The following is a 22164-nucleotide window of genomic DNA, read 5'->3' as shown; positions in this document are numbered from 1 at the left end:
ATATTATAAGATCTCTGCCGACAGATTAATAATGGAAAACGGAATTACAAACCCGGAAAATTTAGCAATTGGCCAAACCATTGTGATTGTACAGCCAGAAACCACCTACAGAGTCCGTCCTGGTGATTCTTTAGAGAGCATAGCAGAACAGCATAATGTTTCACCTATGGAAATATTAAGAAACAACCCCTTCCTCTCTGATCAGGAAAAACTCTATGCAGGGGAAACCATTGTAATACAATATCAAACAAGCAGATCACGATCCATAATCACCAGCGGATATACTTTTTGTTATATAGACAGATCCGTCTTAATAAAAACACTTCCTTTCCTGTCCTATCTGACGATCTTCAATTACAAGGCTACAGCCGGGGGGGAAATAATTCCTGCTACTGACGATACGGAACTTATTCAGCTGGCAGTATCTTATGGTGTTTCGCCGATTATGTTTGTTTCGACCATTACGGAAGATGGAATGGTTAATCGTGAAGCGAACTATTATATTTTAAATAATCCATCAATTCAGGATATGCTTATTCAAAACTCCCTTCAAGTCATAAAAGAGAAAGGATATCATGGTATAAATATTTATATTGATGACATCAATTATGATAACATTGACAGCCTTTCACAGTATTTGAAGAAAGCATACCAGGTTTTTCATTCAGAAGGCTATAGAATGCTGATTACCATTACACCTGTTACAAATGTTGATAACACTGGTATGAGTTTTGATCAGCTGGATTATTCAAAATTATCTGAATATGTCGACGGAATTATATTTGCCTCCTATGAATGGGCCAGAACTTTTGGATATCCAAGCTCAATATTTCCCGTTAATTTACTCATAGATTTATTAAATTATGTCGTAACTATTATCCCTCCCGAAAAAATATTTCTGGGAATCACCACCGCTGGTTATGATTGGACACTTCCTTATATTCCAGGCGCCACAGGGGCTACCGTAGTAACCAATAATGATGCGGTACAAATAGCTGCAGAAAACAATATTGCAATACAATTTAATGAACCGGCACAATCTCCTTTTTTCTACTATATGGATAGTGATGAGATTTTACATGTTATATGGTTTAAAGACGCAAGAAGCTTTGACGCCCGAGCGATGCTGGTTTCTCAATTCAATCTCCAGGGCCTGTCTCTTTGGACAATTATGAAATTCGATGCTCAGATGTGGCTTATTATTAATACTCAATACTACATTCAAAAGTCTTAGATTAATTACAGGTAATTCATACTTTATCCAAACCAAATGCTTTGCTGTTTTTCAGATTTTGTCGAAGCATTTCTTTTGCATACCTTTTTTTCTTTCGTCAGGCTGTCTGCAGGTGATCTTCCGTCCTCTCCTTTCATAATAGTATTTCTGCTGCATAAACTTATCATATATGCCCTCAGTATAAGACGGGAGGACTGTCTTTTGGAAAAGATTCTGGATAACGATTATTATGATCTGATAATTAATAATGTTTCTATTCCCACTTATGGTTCAGAAGATATAACCATGATTAATTTCAGGCATTCCCTGCTCCATATACCTGCGGCTGGTTCAACTCCCTGTCTGCTGGGAGAATATCCATACCACACCTTTCCGACTCTGTATACGCTCAACTCTACCATCAGCATAGAAAAGTCAGGGATTGGTCCTGTGCAGAGAAATCCTTTTCTGAATCTGACAGGCAGAGGAATTATTATAGGAATTATTGATACAGGAATCGATTACAGACACCAGGCATTTCTTTACAATGATAATACTTCCAGGATACTTTCCATCTGGGACCAATCCATCCAGAGCAATAATCCGCCGGCAGGCTTCACATTCGGAACAGAATATAACAGAGAATCCATCAACATTGCCTTAAGATCAGATGATCCCTTATCTATCGTCCCTACCACGGATACGATCGGACACGGAACCGCTGTTGCAAGCATCATTGCCGGCAGGAACAATCCGGAAAACGCTTTCACGGGTATTGTGCCGGAAGCAGAACTGGTCGTTGTAAAATTAAAAGATCCCAAGCAGATTTTAAGGGATATCAATTTTGTACGGCCGGATGTTATCTGTTATCAGGAATCTGATATTATGCTGGGTCTGCGCTATCTGGAAACATATGCCCAGAATGCAAGCCGTCCGCTGGTCATCTGCATTGCTCTTGGAAGCAGCCAGGGAGGCCATGACGGAACAGACGCATTAAGCAACTATTTAAATTACCTGGCCATACTGCCAGGCATCGGTATATCCGTTTCTGCAGGAAATGAAGGAAACAACAGTCGTCATTATTATAACAGTACAACGGCACCGCCTTATTATAACAACTTTGAACTAAGAATCGGGGAAAATGAGCCCATGTTTTTTATGGAAATATGGCCTTATGCCCTCGGCCGTGTATCCATTGATGTTTCCACTCCAAACAGGGAATCCACCCAGCCAATTTTCCCAACTATAGGTTCATGCAGAAGGTTTGATTTTATTTTTACCGAAAGTACATTATGGGTAAATAACTTCATATTTGAAGAGGAAACCGGAGATCAGCTGATTCTGCTCCGTTTTCAGGATCCCCTGCCAGGAGTCTGGAATATCCGGGTGCAAAGCATGGAAAATGAACCCATATCATTTCATTCCTGGCTGCCTTCGGGTAACATCATCTCAAACGACACCTTTTTTTTAAACCCGAATCCTGACACTACCATTACCTCACCCGGGAATGGAACAAACCAGCTGACCGTCACTGCTTATAATCAGTTCACTGACGGCATACTCATTGAATCCAGCAGAGGATATACAAGAAACGGACTAGTGAAGCCGGACATTGCAGCTCCTGGATATCAGATTCCCTGTGCAGTTCCCGGCAATCTCTATGGAACCATGACCGGAACCGGAGCGGCAGCCGCTCATACCGCCGGAGCAATCGCCATGATTCTGGAATGGGCAATTCCCAGAGGAAATTATACCTCTATGACCGGTAATGATGTGAACCGTCTTCTCATCCGGGGTGCTGCACGGGATAGCTCCATCATCTATCCAAACAATATCTGGGGATACGGCCGGCTTGACGTAAATAACCTGTTCCGGAGACTGACCAATATCTGATCCGGCTCAAATTAAAGGGGGCAGTAAGGAGGCCTGATTTTGATCAAAATACTGGATAATGGTTATTACGACTTGATTATTAATAATATTTCAGTCCCCTCTTACGATACAGGAGACAATATTACTCCACTGACAGAGCGAAGCTCCCTGCTTCATATTCCCACAACAGGGACCGATCCCTGTGATTTGGGAACACATCCCTATCACACGTTTCCCTCTCTCTATACCATCGAATCCACCATCAGTATAGAAAAATCCGGTATTGGTACTGTCCAGAGAAATCCGTTTTTAAACCTGACCGGTCAAAATGTCTTAATGGGTTTTGTAGATACCGGGATCGATTACCAGCATACCGCTTTTAAAAATAACGACGGAACAACCCGTATCGTTTCCATATGGGATCAGACAATACAGACCGGCGCAGTTCCGGAAGGATTTACCTTCGGCAGTGAGTATAGCAGAGAAGCCATTAATCTGGCTTTAGCCACGGAAGATCCGCTTTCCATTGTTCCGTCTGCAGATACCAACGGGCACGGAACCGCTATGGCAAGCATTGCCGCCGGAAGCTTCAGTTCCGATCAGACATTCTCCGGAGTGGTTCCCGATTCACAGTTAATTATTGTAAAGCTGAAAGATGCGAAAGAAAACCTAAAAAATGTTTTTTCAATACCTAAGGATACTTACTGTTTTCAGGAATCAGATATCATGCTTGGTGTCAGATATCTTGTTTCAACCGCTCAGGAACTCAATCTTCCTCTTGTGATATGTATTGCCCTGGGCACAAGCCAGGGAAGTCATGACGGCAAAGGAGTATTAAGCAGTTACTTGACTTATCTCGTACAGCTTCCAGGGATTGGTATCTCCGTTTCCGCCGGAAATGAAGGAAATATGCAGAGACACTATTTTAACAGCACAACGGTAGTTCCCTTTTATAATGATTTTGAACTGAGAATCGGGGAAAATGACAAAGAATTCTGGATGGAAATCTGGCCATATGCACCGGAACGGATTTCCATTGATATTTCAACTCCAAACAGAGAATCAACCCAGCGTATTTATCCTTCAATCGCAGACTGCCGGAAATTCAACTTCATTTTTACGCAGAGTATTGTATGGGTAAACAATATCATTTTTGAAGAAGAAACAGGTGATCAGCTTATTTTAATCCGGTTTCAGAATCCACAGCCCGGAGTGTGGTATTTACGCGCCCAAAGTCTGGAAAATGAGGCATTTTCCTTTCACTGCTGGCTCCCCAACGGGACGATCATTTCAGATGATACATTTTTTCTCATATCGAATCCGGATACCACTATCACCTCTCCGGGTAATGGCGCCTATCCGCTGACGGTCACTGCCTATAATCAGTTTACCGACGGTATCCTTCCTGAATCCAGCAGAGGTTATACCAGAAACGGACTGGTTAAGCCTGATGTTGCAGCTCCCGGCTACCAGATTCCATGTGCAGTTCCAGGCAATCAGTATGGAACTGCAACGGGCACAGGGGCTGCCAGCGCCCACGCAGCGGGGATTATCGCCATGGTGCTTGAATGGGGAATTCCAAGAGGAAATTATACTTCTCTCACCGGATATGATGTCAATCGCCTGATCATAAGAGGAGCCATGAGAAACACCTCTGAAGTTTACCCCAATAATATCTGGGGGTACGGACGCATCAATGTCAACAACTTATTTCAACGTCTCACCAATATCTGACCTATTTCATTTGATTTTGTACAAATGTGTCAATAAACCCACTCATTTTCTACGAATGCTATTATTTTTTAACAATTGTAATCCGATCTATATATAGTATCATGGCTATAACACAAAATAAAGGAGGTGAGTTTGCTGAGTATGCCAGACAAGATGCGCAAGCCGTAATAAACAATGGCATTTATGTCTTAGAAAACAGAATTTAAAATACTACCAGAAAACAGGGAGAATGACATGTATGGAAAAAGAAAAAAGAAAAAAAAAGAAACTTATTAATGCCGGAAAGAAATTACGAAGCCAGTCAATTAAAAAATCACTTTTAATAAGCATAATTGGATTGACTATGACGGTATCTGTTTTTTTCGGAATCATTAATGCAGTAATATTATACAACGATACCGTCGAAAACATGAATACCCGGCTAAATGAAAATGCCACCGCATACAGTCAGGCTGTGGACAATGCAATTAAAAACTACAAGATCAGAATAGAATCCATAGCTCAGAACACGACTATAACTGATCAGGGCAAATCAAACGAAGAAAAGAACAAAATCATGGATCAGCTGGCAAAAAATTACGGCTTCATTTCCCTTACTACAGCAGATTCAACAGGAAAAGCTTTAAACGGTTCTAATATGTCAGAAAGAGAATATTTCAAACAGGCTATCAGCGGCAATACTTATATCTCTTCCACTGTTATGAGCGACGTATTAAAAATACCGGTATTGGTAATCGCTGCAAAGGTAAATAACGGTCAATACAATGGAACCGTATCTGCTGCTCTTGATGCCAATACCTTCAGCCAGATGATTGACGGTGTGTCTGTTGGAAAATCCGGATATGGTTTTATTCTGGACAAGGACGGTAAAATTATCGCGCATAAAAACAGAGATCGTGTTAACGAGGAAGTCAACTACATAGAAATGGCGAAATCCGATCCCAGTTACACTTCAGTAGCAGAGCAAAACAAAGATATGATGGCCGGAAAGTCCGGGATAACAACGGTGACTTTTAAAGGGGAAAAAATGGTGACTGCTTTCAGGCCTATTCCTGATACGGATGGATGGTCAATCGCAATTGTGGCTAATAAAACAGAGCTAATGTCAAGCTTTTATACATCCATAGGAATCACCATCGGTTCGGTAATCTTTTTCATACTTATTTCAGTTATTATTTCATTCCAGATCGCCAGACCAATTGTCAATCCCATCATCAGCCTGGTAAATAGAATTGAGTTGCTGGAGGAAGGGGATCTTCATTCGGAAGTTCCACAGGTGAAAACCAAAAACGAATTATATACCCTGTCTAATTCGTTTACAAACACAATCAAAACCTTAAACAACTATATTTACGAAATTTCATATATTTTAACAAACTTGGAACGTGGTGATTGTACCGTTAAAAGTCGACAAGTATACAAGGGGGATTTTATACAGATTCAAGAATCATTAAATAAGATAATCATAAATCTAAATTCTGTATTTATAAAGATACGAGAATCATCTGAACAAGTGGCTGAGGGTGCTATACAGATATCCAGTTCTTCACAGGCACTTGCAACTGGTACAACACAACAGGCTGCGACTGTGGAAGAACTTAGCAGTGCGATATCAAATGTGGCAGTTCAGGCAGATCAGAATGCCGCTAATGTAAAGGCAGCTACCGAATATGTAAAACAGGTAAGTTTACGCATGGAGGATGGCAATACATATATGCAAAAGCTGAATGAATCTATGAAAGAAATTCAGATTGCTTCAGAAAAAATATCTAATATTACAAAGGTAATTGAAGACATCGCATTCCAGACTAATATTCTTGCATTGAACGCTGCAGTTGAATCGGCAAGGGCTGGCGCAGCTGGAAAAGGATTCGCAGTGGTTGCAGATGAAGTGCGCAATCTGGCAGCAAAATCCGCTGAAGCAGCAAAGCAAACCTCAGATCTGATTGAACACTCAGCCGCTACGGTTTCTGAAGGCAGTAAGCTTACAGGCGAGACCTCCATCATACTAAAAGATGTTGCGGAAAAATCACGGACTGTGGATCAGATCATCCAAAATATAGTGCTTGCTTCCAATGAACAGGCATTATCTATTGAGCAGATTAATCAGGGATTATCCCAGGTATCCAGTGTTGTGCAGACAAATGCAGCAACTGCGGAAGAAAGCTCCGCATCAAGCGAAGAACTGGATGCACAGGCGCAGATATTAAAACAGGAAATAGAAAAATTCAAGCTTCAGTAATTGAAAAAACAGCTTTCTATGATATTCCCCATCATAGAGAGCTGTTTTAAGTTTAATAAAAAATAGAAATCCCCTTACTCAATTTTCTGTAAATCTTCCAGATTACTACAGCGGGAAAGCTTAAAAAGAGATAGAGCGTTGTGAGTCCTCCAATAAATGCATATACCACCATAAGCAAAACGATAATAAAGTTCATAAGCGAAACCTCCTTCTACCCCTCTATTTTAGTAATATAAAACCTAAAAAGAAAGAGATTTAGAAGAACCTTAACGCTATTTTAATGAAATCGGTTATAGTCGAAATCTGTCGATTAAATCCTTTAAAATCTGAGCCTGACCGGAAAGTTCTTCACTGGTAGCCGCACTTTCTTCGGCTGTTGCTGAGTTCGTCTGGACTACGCTTGATATCTGGTCAATGCCCTGGTTTACCTGACTGATGGAAACAGCCTGTTCCCCCGATGCTTCGGATATCGCATTGATGAGAGCTACGGTTCTTTCAGAAGCAGCAGCAATCCGGTCCAGTGATTCTTTTGTTTCCGAAGCAATCACTGTGCCATGCTGTACAGACTGGTAGGAATTTTCAATCAGCGCAGATGTACTCTTCGATGCCTCCGCACTCTTGGAAGCCAAGTTTCTCACTTCATCTGCTACTACTGCGAAACCTTTTCCCGCTTCTCCTGCCCTGGCAGCCTCAACTGCCGCATTCAGTGCCAATATATTCGTCTGAAATGCGATATCTTCAATTGTCTTTATTATTTTTCCAATCTCTCCGGAAGTCTGGGAAATCTCAGCCATGGCTTCCGTCATCTTCTGCATCTGCTCTTTTCCGCTTCTCAGCTCTATTGCAGTTTCCTTTGCCTGGAGACTTGCCTCCTGTGCACTCTTTGCATTGCCTTCCACCTGCTTTGCTATGTCACCTATGGTCGCTGCCAGCTCCTCTATGGAGCCCGCCTGTTCCGTGGTTCCCTGAGACAGTGCCTGGGCTCCTGCAGAAACCTGGTCCGCTCCTGCTGCCACTTCCCCGGAAGAATGGCTGATGCTTAAAAGTGTATCTCCAAGCTGTACCTTTAACTGGTGCATCGCCTCATGTATCCCTTTAAAGCCGCCTGCGTATGCCGAATCACAGGTACTGCTGACAGTCAGGTTCCCTGCTGCCATCTCGTGAAGAAGGTAATCCACATCTCCGATAATCAACCCAAGTCTCTGAACAAGATCCCGGGTTGCATCTGCAAGAATACCTGTTTCGTCTCTGTTTTTTATATCTGCTACCGGGGAATCAAGATCACCCTCAGAAAGAAGCTTCAGCCTGCCTGCACATGCGGTAATGGGTCTTGCGATCTTACCTGCCAGAGCAGCTGATACTACTGCTGCAATAACCAGAAACAGTGCAATCAGTATCAGAGTAACAGTGCTGGCTGTTTTGGTTGATCCCATAAAATCTGACATGGGGGCACTGATTCCAATGCTCCAGCCATCCGTTCCCGCAACCGGGGCATAGGAAAGAAACATCTTCTGGCCATCTCTTTTATAACGGTCAAATCCGCTCTTTCCCTGTGTCATTTTCGATTCTAATGATGCCAGCTCTGCCAGTCCGGGGTCTTTTGCAGCACTTTCCTGTACGTTAATGTTACCCGAAACCTTCTCCATATCCGGATCCGCAATCACCTTTCCGGACTGGTTAAGAAGATAAGCGTTTGAACTCTTACTGATCTGAATAGAAGCAGTAATATCATTTAAAAACGTCTCCTTGGGCACAAAATAAACCACTCCCACCACTTTCGTTCCGGGAATTCCTTTCTCCCACAGAGGCGCTGATATAATAATGGTCATCTGTCCCGTGACCTTACTGATTAATGGTTCTGATACCGCCATCTCCCCTTTGATGGAACGTTTAAAATAATCCCTGTCAGAATAGTCTTTTCCATCAAAGATACTGATCCCGTCCGTTCCTATAATATTACCCCTCTGGAACTCGTGAGTCTTGGATCTCTGGTCAATAATGGACTTTTTTTCTTCTATGCTTGTCTCCGGATTAGCCAGTCTGGCAATGCTTCCTGCTTCATAAGCAAGGTTCTTATAGATATCTAATTCTTTTGCAACACGCTCAGATGCAGTCCCTGCCAGTTCCGTCATGGACTGGTTCATGGTCCCGATCATGCTGTAATAATTTAAATAAATACTGATACCGCCAACTGCTGTAAGAGAGAAAAAAACTGTTAAAGCCATGTAAAGAAATATCTTAGCTTTTATGCTCTTCATAGCAATTCCTCCTTTGTGCATTAGCAGATTCTGTGGAAAAATCTGCTTTTTAACTTTCTTTCAGTATACTTCACAAAGGTATAATTGTCCATTCTCTTTTAGAAATGCAGCTATTCCCCCATGCCTTTCAGGTAACCATCTGAACTGTCTATTTGGCAGAATTCTGCCCATAGTATGCACCGGCGCCATGCTTTCTCATATAGTGCTTGTCTAAAAGGGATGAAGGTGCCGGCTTGCAATCAGGATTAATCTGTTCGCACCTTGCCGCCATCTTTGCCACCACTTCTAAAACAACGCTGTTATGAACCGCCTCCTTCGCATCCTTCCCCCATACAAAAGGGCCGTGATTCTTACAGAGACAGGCTGGTACTGCCATATAATCCTTATCTTTTAAATACTCCGCGATCAGAAGCCCCGTATTCTTCTCATACGCCCCGTTTATCTCTTCTTCATTCAGGCAGCGCAGACACGGAATCTCCCCATACATATAATCCGCGTGTGTGGTACCGTAACAGGGAATGCCCCTTCCTGCCTGTGCCCAGCTTGTCGCCCAGGAAGAGTGTGTATGGACGATTGCCCCGATCTCCTTGAATGCTTTATAAAGCTCTAAGTGTGTCGGTGTGTCGGAAGACGGATTCAGTCTGCCTTCTATCTGATTTCCTTCCAGATCCATAACCACCATATCCTCCGGCTGCAGCTTATCATATTCCACACCGCTTGGCTTAATTACAAAATACCCCCGCTCTCTGTCTATGGCACTTACATTCCCCCAGGTAAATGTCACAAGGCCGTACCTGGGAAGTTCCAGATTGGCTTCATAAACCTGACGTTTTAATTCCTCCAGCATTGTTCCTTCCTCCTATGGTGTAATCCGGTACATGGCGATCTCATCGGTTTCCCGGTTTGCACTGATTAACAAATCTTCCCCGTCTGTTTTTATATGCAGAACATTGGCCGGTCCGCAGTCACGGTCAAGTATTTCCCACTGATACTCCTGTTTCTCTTTGTTCCAGGTAAAGCAGATCAGATTTCGTTCCCCCTGCCGGTGTCCCACCACCAGCGCAGGCTTTGTACACAGGCTGCCGCCGAAAATTGCATGGGAAAATTCTGCCGGCTTCTCATACTCATATACCTTCTGATAACTGCCCTCTGTTTTTTTGTAAATGGAAATGCAGTCACCATGGAAAGGCGAAAGGACCGCAAGTTCTTTTTCCCCATCCTCATCAAAATCCACTAAAACCGCATCACTGGAAGGGGTGTCAAGAAGCCTGCGTACCTCCCACTTCTCTCCTGGCTGTATAGGCGGAACAAACTGACAGATTCCTCCTTCAAAGGACACCAGCCCTGTATCCATTCCGTTTTCTTCCACCCGGTAATAGCCGTGATTTTTAAGCATCCCATCCTGTATCACTTCAAATTTCAAAGGATTGGACTCACAAAGACCGGAAAGATCCTCCGGGAGCACTGCCCCGTAAACCTTGCCGGGACTTGACCAGTCTTCCTTATACTCATGACCAGATTTTAAGGTACAGGCCAGAAGATAACGTATTTTCCCTCTTTTCAGTATGTCAAAGCGGTGAACATGAGGAAGTGATGCGACAGTTCTTATCTGCCATCTGCCCAGATCATCAGGAGTTACCAGAACAATGACTGCCTCCTTGGAATCATTGGGTGAATAAAATTTATGAGTTGCAAGAAACTGCCCATCTGTACCCGGAACCTGCACCATGGACATGGTACCGCCCGGTCCTTCCCAGATCGTATCCACTTTATTTCCATCCATATCAAAGAGCAGACAGGGATCTTCTTTTTCTGCTGCTACCAGAAAATGCTCTTTACCTTTATAAAAAAGAGGAGCAACAGAATAACATTTTGTTAAATGCTCCAACACCTTTTTTTCTGCTTTCATTTCACATATTCCTCCCGGCACTGTTTATCCAGAATCTCTGTCATTCGTTTATTGGCATCATAAAGATCTTTCATCCACTGGGTATTTCCTGTGTACCAGAACTCTGCCACATACTTTCTGATTCCCAGCTCCCAGGCTGTCTGAATGGCACTTTCAAAATCCACATGACCCGTACCAAACGGAATCTCCCGGAATTTTCCAGGTACTGTTTCTTTTAAATGCATGGCGACCAGATGACCTTTCCCTGCGCGTAAGTCATCTAATGCATTGATCCCGTATGTTTTGGCGGCGTTGGTGATATTTCCGATATCCGGATAGACGTTTAAATACATAGATGATATCAGCTTAACGTATTCCATGGATTTTTCCACCGTATTCATAAATTCGGTTTCCATGGTTTCAAATCCCAGTATAACTCCGGAGCAGGCTGCAATCTCCGTAGCTTTTTTTAAGTTTTCAAGAAAATACTGTTTCGTCTCTTCGTTAGAATCCTCATAATATACATCATAGCCTGCCAGCTGGATGATCCTGACACCCAGATCATCTGCCAGCTGGATTGCTTTCTTCATAATCTCCATCCCCTTCTCCCGTACAGCGGGATCATGGCTTCCAAGGGGATATTTGCGGTGACCGCTTAAGCACATGGTGCGGATAGGCAGTCCCACAATCTTCATCGTATTGATTAATTCCAGCCGTTCCGCCTGTGACATGGATAAACGGCTTAACTTCTCATCGGTCTCATCAATGCTGATTTCCACAAAATCATAACCGGCAGCTTTTGCCGCTTCCAGTTTTTCTTTCCATCCAAGCCACGCAGGCATGGATTTCTCATATAATCCAAGGGTATATGCCTTTTCCATAAATTTGCCTCCATAAAAGATGCAATCAACATGGAAGCCCGGGCATTGTTCCACTATGATTGGTTCAAAAATCTGACCGGCGGACCACAAAAACTTCCACCCCTTTTTCCCTGATTAAATCCAGAGCTTCTGAAGATGCTTTTTCGTCAGTAATTAAATACTTGATTTTTTCAATGGGGCAGCTCACAAAGCTGCTGTTTTTTCCGATCTTTGTATGATCAGCCAGGACATACACATCCTGGGTTGTATGGCCAGCCATCATTTCGTTGATGCTGACCTCGTTAAAGATCTCCGTTGTCATGCCATTTTCCCCGCTGATTCCAGAGCAGCCGATAAATGCCTTCTTTGCGTAGATCGTCTGTAAATTGCGAAGTGCAAAATCTCCCACCATGGCTTCTTTTGGATAGCGCAGTTCACCGCCTGTCAGCACAACGTTTACCTCCGGGGAGTGCTCACAGTGAATGGCTTTTCCGTTATTGGTAATGACAGTTACATTGGAACAGGTAATGTATTCCAGTATTTTTAATGCATTGCTGCTGGTATTAATAAACAGCGTATCATTATTGGTTACAAATTTTGCAGCAAATTCGGCAATCAGCCTCCTGTATAAGGACACCTCATCCGCAGGACTGCCGGAAGCAATGGCCCCTCCATGGGTACGGACCAGAAGCTTCTTATCTTCCAGATACTGTAAATCCCTTCGTATGGTAATAAGAGAAACCTCTAACGCTTCCGCCAGTTCATCTACCCGCACCCTGGGATTTTTCTCCATCAATTCCAGGATGCGGCTCCTTCTGTTTTCAACACAAGCTCTGTCTTTTTTCATTATTTTCCCTCTCAACTCATAAAGATATGATTCTTTATCCTCATTATAGCCTGTTCAGAAGCCTGTGTCACTTATTTTATGTTCGTTTTGATTGAAATTAAAGAATTCCATTTTCCTTCATTTTTTGTTCCATCTCCTGGGGAGACATGATATTTCTCAGACCAATCACCAGAGTGCCTTTTTCCTGTGCACCCTTAAACATACTGACGAAATTCTGTGCGCAAAAGACAACATCATACTGAGCGGCTGCCGTTTTTCCTTCCGATAAAGCGCAGTGGTGAACTTTGGCCGGCTTTAATCCCGCCTTATCAAGCACTTTCTGCATCGTCATTTTCATCATCAGACTGGAGCCTGCCCCATTGGCACAGCATACCATAAAACTCATATTTTCTTTTGACATAATCATTCTCCTGACTTCTATTTGATTCCCTTTAATTCTTTATAGGCTTCGTAATCCTCTGTAATAAGGAAATAACCTTTTTTGTCCTTTTGATACTGGATCTGAGGGATTGCCAGTAAAACAGCTACCACAATCACCACACCGGCGTAGCTTAAGAACTTCATAAGTGCTGTCATAACCGGCCATACAACGGCCCAGTCCCACATGCCTAAATATCCGCCGTAAGCTGCCATTCCAACCCAGCCTGCGATGATTGCCGATCCGAATACCTGGCAGATACCGGATAAGAACGGCAAGATGAGGGCTGCCTTAATTCCGCCTTTTTCATTGGCAAATACGGCAATGGTCGCATTGTCAAAGAATACAGGAACGAAACCACAGATGACCAGCACAGGGCTCTTTAATACAATCAGCGCGATAATTGCCAGAATCTGACCTGCAAAACCTGCAAGGAAACCAAGGGGTACGGCATTGGCAGAACCAAATCCGAATACAACTGCACAGTCAACTCCAGGAAGAGAACCCGGAAGAAGCTTATCTGCAATTCCCTGGAAGGAAGCGGTCAGCTCAGTCACGAAAGTTCTGACGCCCAGCTGAAGAATTGCTAAGTAAACGGAGAAATAAAGGCAGGTCTGAATTACATAGAAGAACATGCTGGCGCCCTCTTTCATGAACTTTTGTTCCACCAGATAGTCTCTTCCTAAAATGCAGAGAATGGCTCCGAAAAAAACGATCATCAGTATGGAGGTGCATACCATGTTTTCATTGAAAATGGACATGAATCCGGGAAGCTCGATCTCATCAATCTTCTTTACTTCTTTTCCGTTCTTCTTTTTGCCAAACAGTTTTTCTGCCAGCCATGTATTCAGTGCGATACCGAACATCTGCTGATGTGCCAGACAGAAGCCTGCACCATCGGTCAGCTCCTGGCATGGTTTAATGGTAAGGTTTGAACCAACTGCCCAGTATGCTCCAAGAATCAGTGCCATCACTACCAGAAGAGCCGCATTATTATTTAATAAAAACGGACAGGCAAAGAGGATGAGCCAGTAAGCAGTTGCTGCCTGCTGTACCTGGACATGGCCTGTGGTAAACAGGGCTCTTAACTTTGTTACCCTGCTGAAACGAACCAGGATAATATTTACGATGAAAGCGATTAAAAGCAGAATCATCGCATTGCCGAAGGTTTTTCCGAATACCTCTTCCACCCCCGCCGTTACCGCATTCTGTCCAAAGTAAGGATCAATTACCATGGCGTTCATATTGAAACGATCTTTTAAACCTACTAGCACAGGGCGGAAATTGCTGACCAGGCCTCCCGAACCAACGGTCAGAATTAAATATCCTACGATTGCTTTAATGACTCCTGCAAGAACATCATACCAGGGTTTTCCAAGCAGCACATAACCGATCATAACGATCAGACCAATCATAAACGCTGGCTGCTGTAATACATTAACTGCAAAATACGACCAAATCTTTAATAAAATATCCATAAGAAACCCTCCCCATTATGAATCCAGATAATCGTTCTGAATTCTGATTAAGTCCTCCGGTGTATTGGCACTTAAAAGCGCTTCCACCGCCCCTTCATTCATCAACAGTTCCGAAAGCCTTGTCATATTTTCCAGATGCTGATCCGGATTGCAGGAGGCCAGCGTAAAGAAAAGCCTTGCATCCTTTTCCTCATCCCCCGGTTCAAAGCTGACCGGCTTATTGAGCTTCATAAATCCGATTGCAGTTTTGTGCACCCCTTTTGCACCTTCCTGCGAATGCGGCATGGCTACGTTGGGCATGATAATAATATAAGGCCCATACTTCCTGATGCATTCAATGATTTCTTCCTTATAACCTGCATCCACTGTCCCGTCAGCTTCCAGGGTCTCGCAGCTCATCCGGACCGCATCCTCCCAGCTTGCCGCTTCCTCAGCAAATTTATAATGCCCCAGTTCTACAAATTCTTTTAACAGCATGACTAACCCTCCCCGATTGTTTACAGACAGGACCGAAATGGTATATTCTGCGGAGCTTCAAAGCAATCCTCAAACCCTCTTGGGTGATGGTAGGCCTTTTTCTCTCTGTCTGCAGGGTAGACATATTTTCCGCCCACTTCCCAGAAGAACGGATGGAACCGGTAATCCAGACGGTCCTTTTTCATATCATAAAGCACTCGTATTTCGTTGACATCTGCCATAAAATTGGACCAGACATCATAGTGAATGGGAATGACCACATCGCAGTTTAATGCTTCCGCCATGCGCAGCACATCACAGGAGGTCATCTTATCAGCCATGCCTACCGGATTTTCTCCATAGGAGCCAAATGCCACATCAACCTTGTGATCTTTTCCATGCTTTGCAAAATAGATGGAATAATGGGAATCACCGCTGTGGTAGATGTTTCCTCCCGGAGTTTTAATTAAGTAATTAACTGCCTTATCGTCCATATCGGTGGGGCAGATTCCGGTCAGTTCTTCCCTGTCCGCTCCGGTGGAGTCTGTTGTCACAAGACAGGTTCTGTCAAAGGAATCAAGCACTACGATCTCCACGTCCTTTATCTTAATGGTGTCACCGGGACGCACGACTCTGCACCGCTCTTTTGGAACTCCCCACTTGATCCAGGTCTCCACAGATTTTAAAGGACCGATAAATGGTACCGGAATTTCATTTCCCTCTTCGTCAGTGGTGGTCATGCCGCTTTGAATTACGTGAGCTGCATATTCTGCACTCATGTGATCCTGATGATAATGAGTTGCTAAAACTCCATCCACCTTTCGGATGGCAAATGGATCAATGACAAAAGGTACTGCTCTTAAATTGGGCTGCATCTTTCTGGCACCGCACATATTCGCCATCTGATGCCCTGCTGCCATCATTCCGTCTCCATGAGTCCGTTTTCCGTTTCCGCACCATAAATCGATGGTTAAATTGCAGCCGCCCGGTGTTTTAAACCAGATTCCGGTACAGCCTAACCACCACATCGCCACAGTGCCGGGTTTTACTTCCTCGCTTTCAATCTCTTCATTCAGCCAGGTTCCCCACTCCGGAAATGTGCTCATGATCCATGATTCTCTGGTCGTTTCGCTCACCTTGCTCATACTTACTTCTCCTTTGATCTTAATGCCTGTTTTTTATGTTCGTTTTGTTTCTGTAATGTCATATTAACATGATTAATATGGATTTTCAATAGCTTTATATGTTCGTTTTATATTTATATGTTCGTTATCTAATTTTTGTAATATCATACAGATTTTCGTCGTTTTTTTGTGCATATTTACATGGGATATCACCACTTTTTTTCCGCATACTAGATTGAAACAGGAGGTAAACCATCATGTTTCCCGATAGAATTTATTATGAACCAGATTCCCTGAACTATGAATTGGGCGGACTTTTAAAAGAGAAATATAAGGATATTCCATGGATACCCATTGAGAGCCATAACAAAATAGATGAACTGCGCACACGCCCCAACAAGGATTTCCCTTCATTAAAGCGGTTATTGGTGATCGGAGTCAGAAAAACCCATCACTATGTTCCTAACCATAAAGTTTCGGATTTTCTTGTTCCCTATACCTCTTCCGGCTGTACCGCCATGTGCCACTACTGCTATCTGGTCTGTAATTACAACAAATGCGCTTATTTACGTCTGTTTGTAAACAGAGAGCAGATGTTAAATAAAATTATCAGCCACCAGGCAAAATCCGTAAGAGATTACACGTATGAGATTGGGAGTAACAGTGACCTGATTCTGGAAAATACCATTACCGGCAATTTAGCATGGACCATTGAGCAGTTCGGAAAGAACAACAAAGGTTTTTTAACCTTTCCAACCAAATTCAATCAGGTGGACCCTCTTCTTCATTTAAACCACGGCGGGCGTATTATCATGCGCATGAGCGTCAATCCCCAGTCCATCATAACCAGGTTCGAACCTGGTACTTCCGGGTTAAATGCAAGAATTACCGCGTTAAATAAAATGTGCGACGCCGGTTACCGGGTTGGAATCCTCATTGCTCCCGTTATATTAACGGATGACTGGAAACAGCTTTATTCGGAACTGATCACAACCCTCTCCCTGCAGCTGAGTGAAAAGGTAAAAAGGACTGCTCTGATCGAAATTATTTTTATGACTTACAGCTTTGTCCACAATGCCATTAATACCGAGGCTTTTCCTGATGCAGACAAACTTTATGACAAAGAAGTCATGACCGGAAGAGGCCGGGGGAAATATTGTTACAGGAATGATTTAAGAGAAGACGGAGAGCTGTTTTTAAGACAGCAGCTGAATGAGAAATTAAAGGAAATGACCATTTTGTATATTGTCTGAGAGGGCAGAGACTTTGCAGCTTTTTTTGCAATACAGGAAAAGATATGATATAATGAATTCGTTTTTATTCTAAAGATAAAAGAAGGAAGATATCATGCATAACGATTTGTTCTCCATCGGCGGCTTTACGTTACACGGATACGGTCTGATGATCGGTATTGGAATCGCTGCCGCATACTTTACTGCAGAACACCGTGCCAATAAGGCCGGACTGGAACCGGATCATCTGTTCTACCTGCTGATCCTTGGAGCCGGCGGCGGCCTTGTCTGTGCCAAACTGCTTTACTACATTACAATATTTGATGAGATCAGAAATAATCCCAGGCTATTACTTGATATCTCTGCAGGATTTGTAGTCTATGGAGGAATCATCGGAGGAATTGGTGCAGGATTTATTTACTGCAGGATTAAGAAAATAAGCGCAATCCGTTATCTGGATCTTGTTGTTCCGTCAATTGCCCTGGCACAGGGATTTGGAAGAATCGGATGTCTTCTTGCCGGATGCTGCTATGGACGGGAAACCTCCGGCCCATTTTCCATCACATTTCAAAGCTCCCAGTTCGCTCCTAACGGGATCCCGCTGCTGCCGACTCAGATTGTATCCAGCGTTTTTGATTTTGCCAACTGTTTTGTTCTGCTGGCGCTGGCGCGTAAAAATCCGCCTGCAGGAAGAATCAGCGCTTTCTATCTGATTTTTTACAGCCTTGGGAGATTTGTGATTGAATTTTACCGCGGTGATTTAATAAGGGGATCAGTGGGAAGCTTATCAACCTCCCAGTTTATCTCCCTGTTTGTAGCTCTGGCCGGTTTCATCCTTTTATGGAATTCAGGCAGGAAAAAGAAGGAGCTGTCATAAACCTGATCATTGGCCCGTTTCAAGATCTAAGTTGTTTCCCTTTCGATGAGAGAAGCTTCAAATACCTTATGAAACGGGCTGCTTTTTTTATCCGGCCCTGCTTCAATATCAGAGATAATCATCCTGGTAACCTCCTCTCCCATCTCTTTTGCAGGAACCTCCATGGAAGTCATTGCAGTTTCCAGCATTCCTCCAATGGAATGTCCCGTCAGACTGATGACCTTCACCGCCTCCGGAACCTTTATCCCAAGCTCCTTTAACCCTCTGATTGCACCAAGTCCCTGCATATCCACAGCTACCATAAGTCCGTCCAGTGCTGCGTCTTTCTCCATAAGCTCCAGAACTGCGTTGTATCCGTCTTTAAAATAATTTCTTTGGGGAAATGAGGAACTGGCTACATATTCTGTGGATGACAGTTCCCGAATTGCTTTCCGGTAACCTTTATACCTTTCTTTATATGGAATAATTTCCATCGATCCATTAATAAAGCCAATCTGCCGGCAGCCCTTCCCATAAAGATATTTAACCGCCTGATAGCCGCAGGCATAATAATCCGCCACAACACTGCTTAATATGCTGTCCTGATTTCTTACGATCTGCATCACAGAGATACCGCTGCTTTTTATGTCCCGTAACAGCCTCCCGTTCTGTCCGGTTGCAGCAATTAAAATTCCGTCCACCAGTCCGTTACGGAGTCTGTTCAGACACTCTTCTTCTGCATCCTGCTTGTCTTTTGTATTGCATATAATGATACTGTATCCCATCTTTCTTGCCTGAATTTCTATCCCCTGTACCATTTCCCCGAAGATGGAAAAATTGATTTCCGGAATAACAACACCTATGGTATGCCGTTTTCCCTGTCTCAGCCCCTTGGCCAGCAGATTGGGCTTGTAGCTCAGCTGCTCAACTGCAGCATAAATTTTTTTCTTTGTTTCAGGGTGTACATAGGAAGTATGATTGAGCGCTCTTGAAACAGTGCTGACATCAACATTCGCCAGCCTTGCCACGTCTTTTAATGTTGCCATTTTACCGGTCTCCTTTCACAGTACAAAAGTCTGCCTTAAATTCTTTATACCACACAGAATATTATTGTCAACAAGATGAAATGATTTATGCACATAAAAAGTCTCCAGCGGCAATACAGACCTCCGAAGACTTTATTTTCCAAACTGATTTATCAGGTGAATAGTTTCATTATAGATTCAGCAAATTTAGGAATCGCCGTTTTAAGAGCCGAAATAGTCAGTACCAGACAGAACAAATAGCTGATTACCATGCAGATTCTTAAAATTCTGGGCTGTTTTACACCTTTATTTACATCCTTATTCCAAATCAGCATACATACAAACAGGCCCGATACCGGTGTTGCAACAGCTGTCATGATATTGGCAAATAAAATCAGCTGGGTCGGCGATCCATTATAGGAAAAACAAATAACAGCGGCAATTGCAAGAACAATCATAGATCCAATTTTTATACTTTTATGATCCAGATTTGTAGGCTTATCAAAACCGGCATTGAGCAAAACAACCGTTCGGTGAGTGTTTCCGAGGAGAGAAGAAAAAGCTGCCGCAAGAAGTGCAATACCCATAACCACATAGGCTGCTTTTCCCAGCAGCGGTACCATCATTTTCCCTAATTCAGCCGGATTTTTAATTACAACTCCCGCTGGGTGAAGTACAATAGCGCCTACAAGCATAACTGCACCGCTTATTAAAATAACTCCTACAATATGAGTGACCGAGTCAACAAGCATGGCACCGTTAAACAAATCTTCTTTATCCCATTTCTTTTCTTTTCCAAGATAAGTGCCATATAAACCCGTGGTAACAGATGCATTGGTGCTGATAAAGCCCAGTGCAGTTGCCAGACTTCCGGCTGGAAATGTCCAATGAGTGAGACCGCTTCCAAACTCTCCCCAGGAAGGCCCTCCTGCCTTGGCCAGCGTGGCATAATAAGCAATTATCATACCAATGATACAGATTGTTATGCCTTTTTCCACCTTGGAATAAACACCTTTGGTCAGGTAGCAGAATATTGTAACGGTAATCATAATTATTGCACCCAGTTTCCAGTCTATGCCAAAAATCAGATTCATGCCTGATCCTGACCCGGAGATATTTCCCATTGTGAAAAACATGCATGACAGAAATGAAGCAACTCCTACAAAGGCTGCTGCCGCTCCTCCATAGTAATGACGGATCGCATGGATAATTGGTTTACCCGTGAGCAGTGCAATCCGATAAGTTGTGAGTAAAAATGTAACACCCATAAACAGAATGGGAATAAACAGCCACATCGTTGCATATCCATATCTGGCTCCCAGCATGGCTGCAGTTGTGATGGCTCCCGGACCAATAACAATTCCGGTTAGTACAAGTCCCGGGCCGATTCTTTTCACTAGCTCCAGAAACGGCAGAGTTTTTATTGCTGAGCTGTCAAAGGCCGCATCTGATGCAGCAGCTGTACTAATATTATTTTCCATGAACTGACCTCCACCTATAGAGGTTCCGTTTATAATACCCCGTTATAAACGGAACCTTACTCTTACACATGTAGTTACGCTGTCATAAGAAACTGTTATCTTCTTTGTGTGTCTATTACTTAAAGAGTAATTTTTGATGTATAGCCGCTTCCTTTTAAGCCTTCTGATACCTGTGCTTTCTCCTCCGCTGTTAACGGAAGCACCGGACGGCGCATCAGAGCGGAAGAAAAGATACCTCTCTGAAAGAGCGCTTCTTTCATACGTGCATGAGCTTCTCCTGACGGCTGTCCTCCGCCGTAAATCGCTCTGGAGATCGGGAATATCTTATCATCGTATTCATGTATTTTTTTGAAGTCTCCTGCTTTATAAGCTTTAAATGCTTCTGTGATCAGTTCCGGAATACATGCCGCAAAGCCGATTAATGCGCCATCCATGCCGGGGAATGTAAGAGAAGACATCAGGCTTTCATCATGACATGTAATGAGAGAAACATCAGGAGCTTCTCTGCGAAGAACCCGGACATCATTTTCATATAAAGGAGTTACACGGGTTCCCATCTTGATTGCCTTTACATGATCGATTTCTTTGCACATCTTAACCAGAGTATCAACCGGATAAAATGCCTTGCTGATCGCCGGATATAAATGGATAATAATATCTATATCTGCACCATCTGCCACGTCCTTAATATAGTTAAAAGGTGCATCCGGATGCATTCCAAAACGCAGCCACATATGAGGAGGCATGAGTAAAATACCGTCCGCGCCAGCTTCCTTTACTTCCTTTGCCATCTCAATGGATTCTACTGTATTTTCACAGTTGATTCCTGAAATAATTGTCAGTCTGTCTCCTACCTCATCTGCTACAATTTCCACAACTCTTTTACGTTCCTGTCTGTTTAACCCGGTTATCTCTCCTGTATGTCCATTGCAGACAAGACCTTCAATTTCATCAAAGCCGGCAAGCCAGCTGACATATTTTCTGAGTTCAGCTTCATTAATGCTGTAATCATCATTCATTGGTACGCAGATTGCAGGGAATATTGTTTTCCAGTTTTTTACTTTAGACATTTTTTTATCTCCTTTTTATGCTAGAATGTAATGAATCAGTTTTCACATGTATTGCGCAATACATATGAATGATTTACCAGCCCGGATTGGATATAATATACAATTTTATT

General features: G+C 43.1%; 19 protein-coding genes. 6 read left to right on the top strand and 13 right to left on the bottom strand.

Going from position 1 to position 22164, the window contains the following annotated elements; all coding sequences use genetic code 11:
• Positions 1-31 precede the first annotated feature (31 nt).
• From V7D18_RS12770 to V7D18_RS12755, 4 genes are all read left to right on the top strand, one after another.
• Positions 32-1234 (top strand): LysM peptidoglycan-binding domain-containing protein, encoded by a 1203-nt coding sequence (locus V7D18_RS12770; RefSeq protein WP_426154664.1) that lies wholly within the window; start codon positions 32-34, stop codon positions 1232-1234.
• A 201-nt stretch (positions 1235-1435) separates the two neighbouring features.
• A complete protein-coding gene (locus V7D18_RS12765; RefSeq protein WP_426154663.1) occupies positions 1436-3106 on the top strand; it encodes a S8 family peptidase in 1671 nt (556 codons plus the stop codon).
• A gap of 39 nt (positions 3107-3145) precedes the next feature.
• Positions 3146-4819, top strand: a complete 1674-nt coding sequence (locus V7D18_RS12760) for a S8 family peptidase (RefSeq protein ID WP_426154662.1) — start codon at positions 3146-3148, stop codon at positions 4817-4819.
• Between the two features lie 238 nt (positions 4820-5057).
• Positions 5058-7061 (top strand): methyl-accepting chemotaxis protein, encoded by a 2004-nt coding sequence (locus tag V7D18_RS12755; protein ID WP_426154661.1) that lies wholly within the window; start codon positions 5058-5060, stop codon positions 7059-7061.
• Between the two features lie 52 nt (positions 7062-7113).
• On the opposite strand, the gene V7D18_RS12750 is transcribed toward V7D18_RS12755, so the two are convergent.
• The 10 genes from V7D18_RS12750 to ulaG all read right to left on the bottom strand — a co-directional run bounded on the left by V7D18_RS12750 (position 7114) and on the right by ulaG (position 16411).
• Complete coding sequence (locus V7D18_RS12750; RefSeq protein ID WP_426154660.1) at positions 7114-7257, bottom strand: hypothetical protein; 144 nt, start codon at positions 7255-7257, stop codon at positions 7114-7116.
• Between the two features lie 94 nt (positions 7258-7351).
• On the bottom strand, positions 7352-9319 hold the full coding sequence (locus V7D18_RS12745) for a methyl-accepting chemotaxis protein (RefSeq protein ID WP_426154659.1): 1968 nt from the start codon (positions 9317-9319) through the stop codon (positions 7352-7354).
• Between the two features lie 148 nt (positions 9320-9467).
• The gene (locus V7D18_RS12740; protein ID WP_426154658.1) at positions 9468-10166 is read right to left on the bottom strand and encodes an L-ribulose-5-phosphate 4-epimerase; all 699 of its coding nucleotides are present in this window, start codon (positions 10164-10166) and stop codon (positions 9468-9470) included.
• 12 nt (positions 10167-10178) lie between these two features.
• On the bottom strand, positions 10179-11228 hold the full coding sequence (locus V7D18_RS12735; RefSeq protein WP_426154657.1) for a hypothetical protein: 1050 nt from the start codon (positions 11226-11228) through the stop codon (positions 10179-10181).
• Positions 11225-12088, bottom strand: a complete 864-nt coding sequence (locus V7D18_RS12730) for an L-ribulose-5-phosphate 3-epimerase (protein WP_426154656.1) — start codon at positions 12086-12088, stop codon at positions 11225-11227. The genes V7D18_RS12735 and V7D18_RS12730 overlap by 4 nt, the downstream gene beginning before the upstream one ends.
• Positions 12089-12152: 64 nt before the next feature.
• Positions 12153-12914, bottom strand: a complete 762-nt coding sequence (locus V7D18_RS12725) for a DeoR/GlpR family DNA-binding transcription regulator (RefSeq protein WP_426154655.1) — start codon at positions 12912-12914, stop codon at positions 12153-12155.
• Between the two features lie 97 nt (positions 12915-13011).
• Positions 13012-13314 carry a PTS sugar transporter subunit IIB gene (locus V7D18_RS12720; protein WP_426154654.1) on the bottom strand — a complete coding sequence of 101 codons (303 nt, stop codon included), beginning with the start codon at positions 13312-13314 and terminating at the stop codon, positions 13012-13014.
• A 17-nt stretch (positions 13315-13331) separates the two neighbouring features.
• Positions 13332-14810: a PTS ascorbate transporter subunit IIC gene (locus tag V7D18_RS12715; protein ID WP_426154653.1), complete on the bottom strand. Its 1479-nt coding sequence runs from the start codon at positions 14808-14810 to the stop codon at positions 13332-13334.
• Positions 14811-14825: 15 nt separating this feature from the next.
• Positions 14826-15287, bottom strand: a complete 462-nt coding sequence (locus V7D18_RS12710) for a PTS sugar transporter subunit IIA (RefSeq protein WP_426154652.1) — start codon at positions 15285-15287, stop codon at positions 14826-14828.
• Between the two features lie 20 nt (positions 15288-15307).
• Positions 15308-16411: an L-ascorbate 6-phosphate lactonase gene (ulaG, locus tag V7D18_RS12705; RefSeq protein ID WP_426154651.1), complete on the bottom strand. Its 1104-nt coding sequence runs from the start codon at positions 16409-16411 to the stop codon at positions 15308-15310.
• 236 nt (positions 16412-16647) lie between these two features.
• On the opposite strand from ulaG, the gene V7D18_RS12700 reads away from it, so the two are divergent.
• Together V7D18_RS12700 and V7D18_RS12695 are read left to right on the top strand one after the other, a co-directional pair.
• A complete protein-coding gene (locus V7D18_RS12700; RefSeq protein ID WP_426154650.1) occupies positions 16648-17643 on the top strand; it encodes an SPL family radical SAM protein in 996 nt (331 codons plus the stop codon).
• A 94-nt stretch (positions 17644-17737) separates the two neighbouring features.
• Positions 17738-18499: a prolipoprotein diacylglyceryl transferase gene (locus V7D18_RS12695; protein ID WP_426154649.1), complete on the top strand. Its 762-nt coding sequence runs from the start codon at positions 17738-17740 to the stop codon at positions 18497-18499.
• A gap of 26 nt (positions 18500-18525) precedes the next feature.
• Here V7D18_RS12695 and V7D18_RS12690 read toward each other — a convergent pair whose 3' ends face one another.
• The 3 genes from V7D18_RS12690 to V7D18_RS12680 form a co-directional block, all read right to left on the bottom strand.
• Positions 18526-19524: a LacI family DNA-binding transcriptional regulator gene (locus V7D18_RS12690; protein WP_426154648.1), complete on the bottom strand. Its 999-nt coding sequence runs from the start codon at positions 19522-19524 to the stop codon at positions 18526-18528.
• Positions 19525-19676: 152 nt separating this feature from the next.
• Positions 19677-20984 (bottom strand): Nramp family divalent metal transporter, encoded by a 1308-nt coding sequence (locus V7D18_RS12685; protein WP_426154647.1) that lies wholly within the window; start codon positions 20982-20984, stop codon positions 19677-19679.
• A 119-nt stretch (positions 20985-21103) separates the two neighbouring features.
• On the bottom strand, positions 21104-22054 hold the full coding sequence (locus tag V7D18_RS12680; protein WP_426154646.1) for a dihydrodipicolinate synthase family protein: 951 nt from the start codon (positions 22052-22054) through the stop codon (positions 21104-21106).
• Positions 22055-22164: the final 110 nt, after the last annotated feature.

This window comes from Lacrimispora sp. 38-1 (assembly GCF_049890855.1).
Lineage (GTDB): Bacteria > Bacillota > Clostridia > Lachnospirales > Lachnospiraceae > Lacrimispora.
This window is presented reverse-complemented; position numbering and strand designations above follow the sequence as displayed.

Coding starts and splice junctions, on each gene's coding strand:
- V7D18_RS12770 (WP_426154664.1), top strand. CDS start 32: ATGGAAAACGGAATTACAAACCCGGAAAATTTAGCAATTGGCCAAACC.
- V7D18_RS12755 (WP_426154661.1), top strand. CDS start 5,058: ATGGAAAAAGAAAAAAGAAAAAAAAAGAAACTTATTAATGCCGGAAAG.
- V7D18_RS12750 (WP_426154660.1), bottom strand. CDS start 7,257: ATGAACTTTATTATCGTTTTGCTTATGGTGGTATATGCATTTATTGGA.
- V7D18_RS12745 (WP_426154659.1), bottom strand. CDS start 9,319: ATGAAGAGCATAAAAGCTAAGATATTTCTTTACATGGCTTTAACAGTT.
- V7D18_RS12740 (WP_426154658.1), bottom strand. CDS start 10,166: ATGCTGGAGGAATTAAAACGTCAGGTTTATGAAGCCAATCTGGAACTT.
- V7D18_RS12735 (WP_426154657.1), bottom strand. CDS start 11,228: ATGAAAGCAGAAAAAAAGGTGTTGGAGCATTTAACAAAATGTTATTCT.
- V7D18_RS12730 (WP_426154656.1), bottom strand. CDS start 12,088: ATGGAAAAGGCATATACCCTTGGATTATATGAGAAATCCATGCCTGCG.
- V7D18_RS12725 (WP_426154655.1), bottom strand. CDS start 12,914: ATGAAAAAAGACAGAGCTTGTGTTGAAAACAGAAGGAGCCGCATCCTG.
- V7D18_RS12720 (WP_426154654.1), bottom strand. CDS start 13,314: ATGTCAAAAGAAAATATGAGTTTTATGGTATGCTGTGCCAATGGGGCA.
- V7D18_RS12715 (WP_426154653.1), bottom strand. CDS start 14,810: ATGGATATTTTATTAAAGATTTGGTCGTATTTTGCAGTTAATGTATTA.
- V7D18_RS12710 (WP_426154652.1), bottom strand. CDS start 15,287: ATGCTGTTAAAAGAATTTGTAGAACTGGGGCATTATAAATTTGCTGAG.
- ulaG (WP_426154651.1), bottom strand. CDS start 16,411: ATGAGCAAGGTGAGCGAAACGACCAGAGAATCATGGATCATGAGCACA.
- V7D18_RS12700 (WP_426154650.1), top strand. CDS start 16,648: ATGTTTCCCGATAGAATTTATTATGAACCAGATTCCCTGAACTATGAA.
- V7D18_RS12695 (WP_426154649.1), top strand. CDS start 17,738: ATGCATAACGATTTGTTCTCCATCGGCGGCTTTACGTTACACGGATAC.
- V7D18_RS12690 (WP_426154648.1), bottom strand. CDS start 19,524: ATGGCAACATTAAAAGACGTGGCAAGGCTGGCGAATGTTGATGTCAGC.
- V7D18_RS12685 (WP_426154647.1), bottom strand. CDS start 20,984: ATGGAAAATAATATTAGTACAGCTGCTGCATCAGATGCGGCCTTTGAC.
- V7D18_RS12680 (WP_426154646.1), bottom strand. CDS start 22,054: ATGTCTAAAGTAAAAAACTGGAAAACAATATTCCCTGCAATCTGCGTA.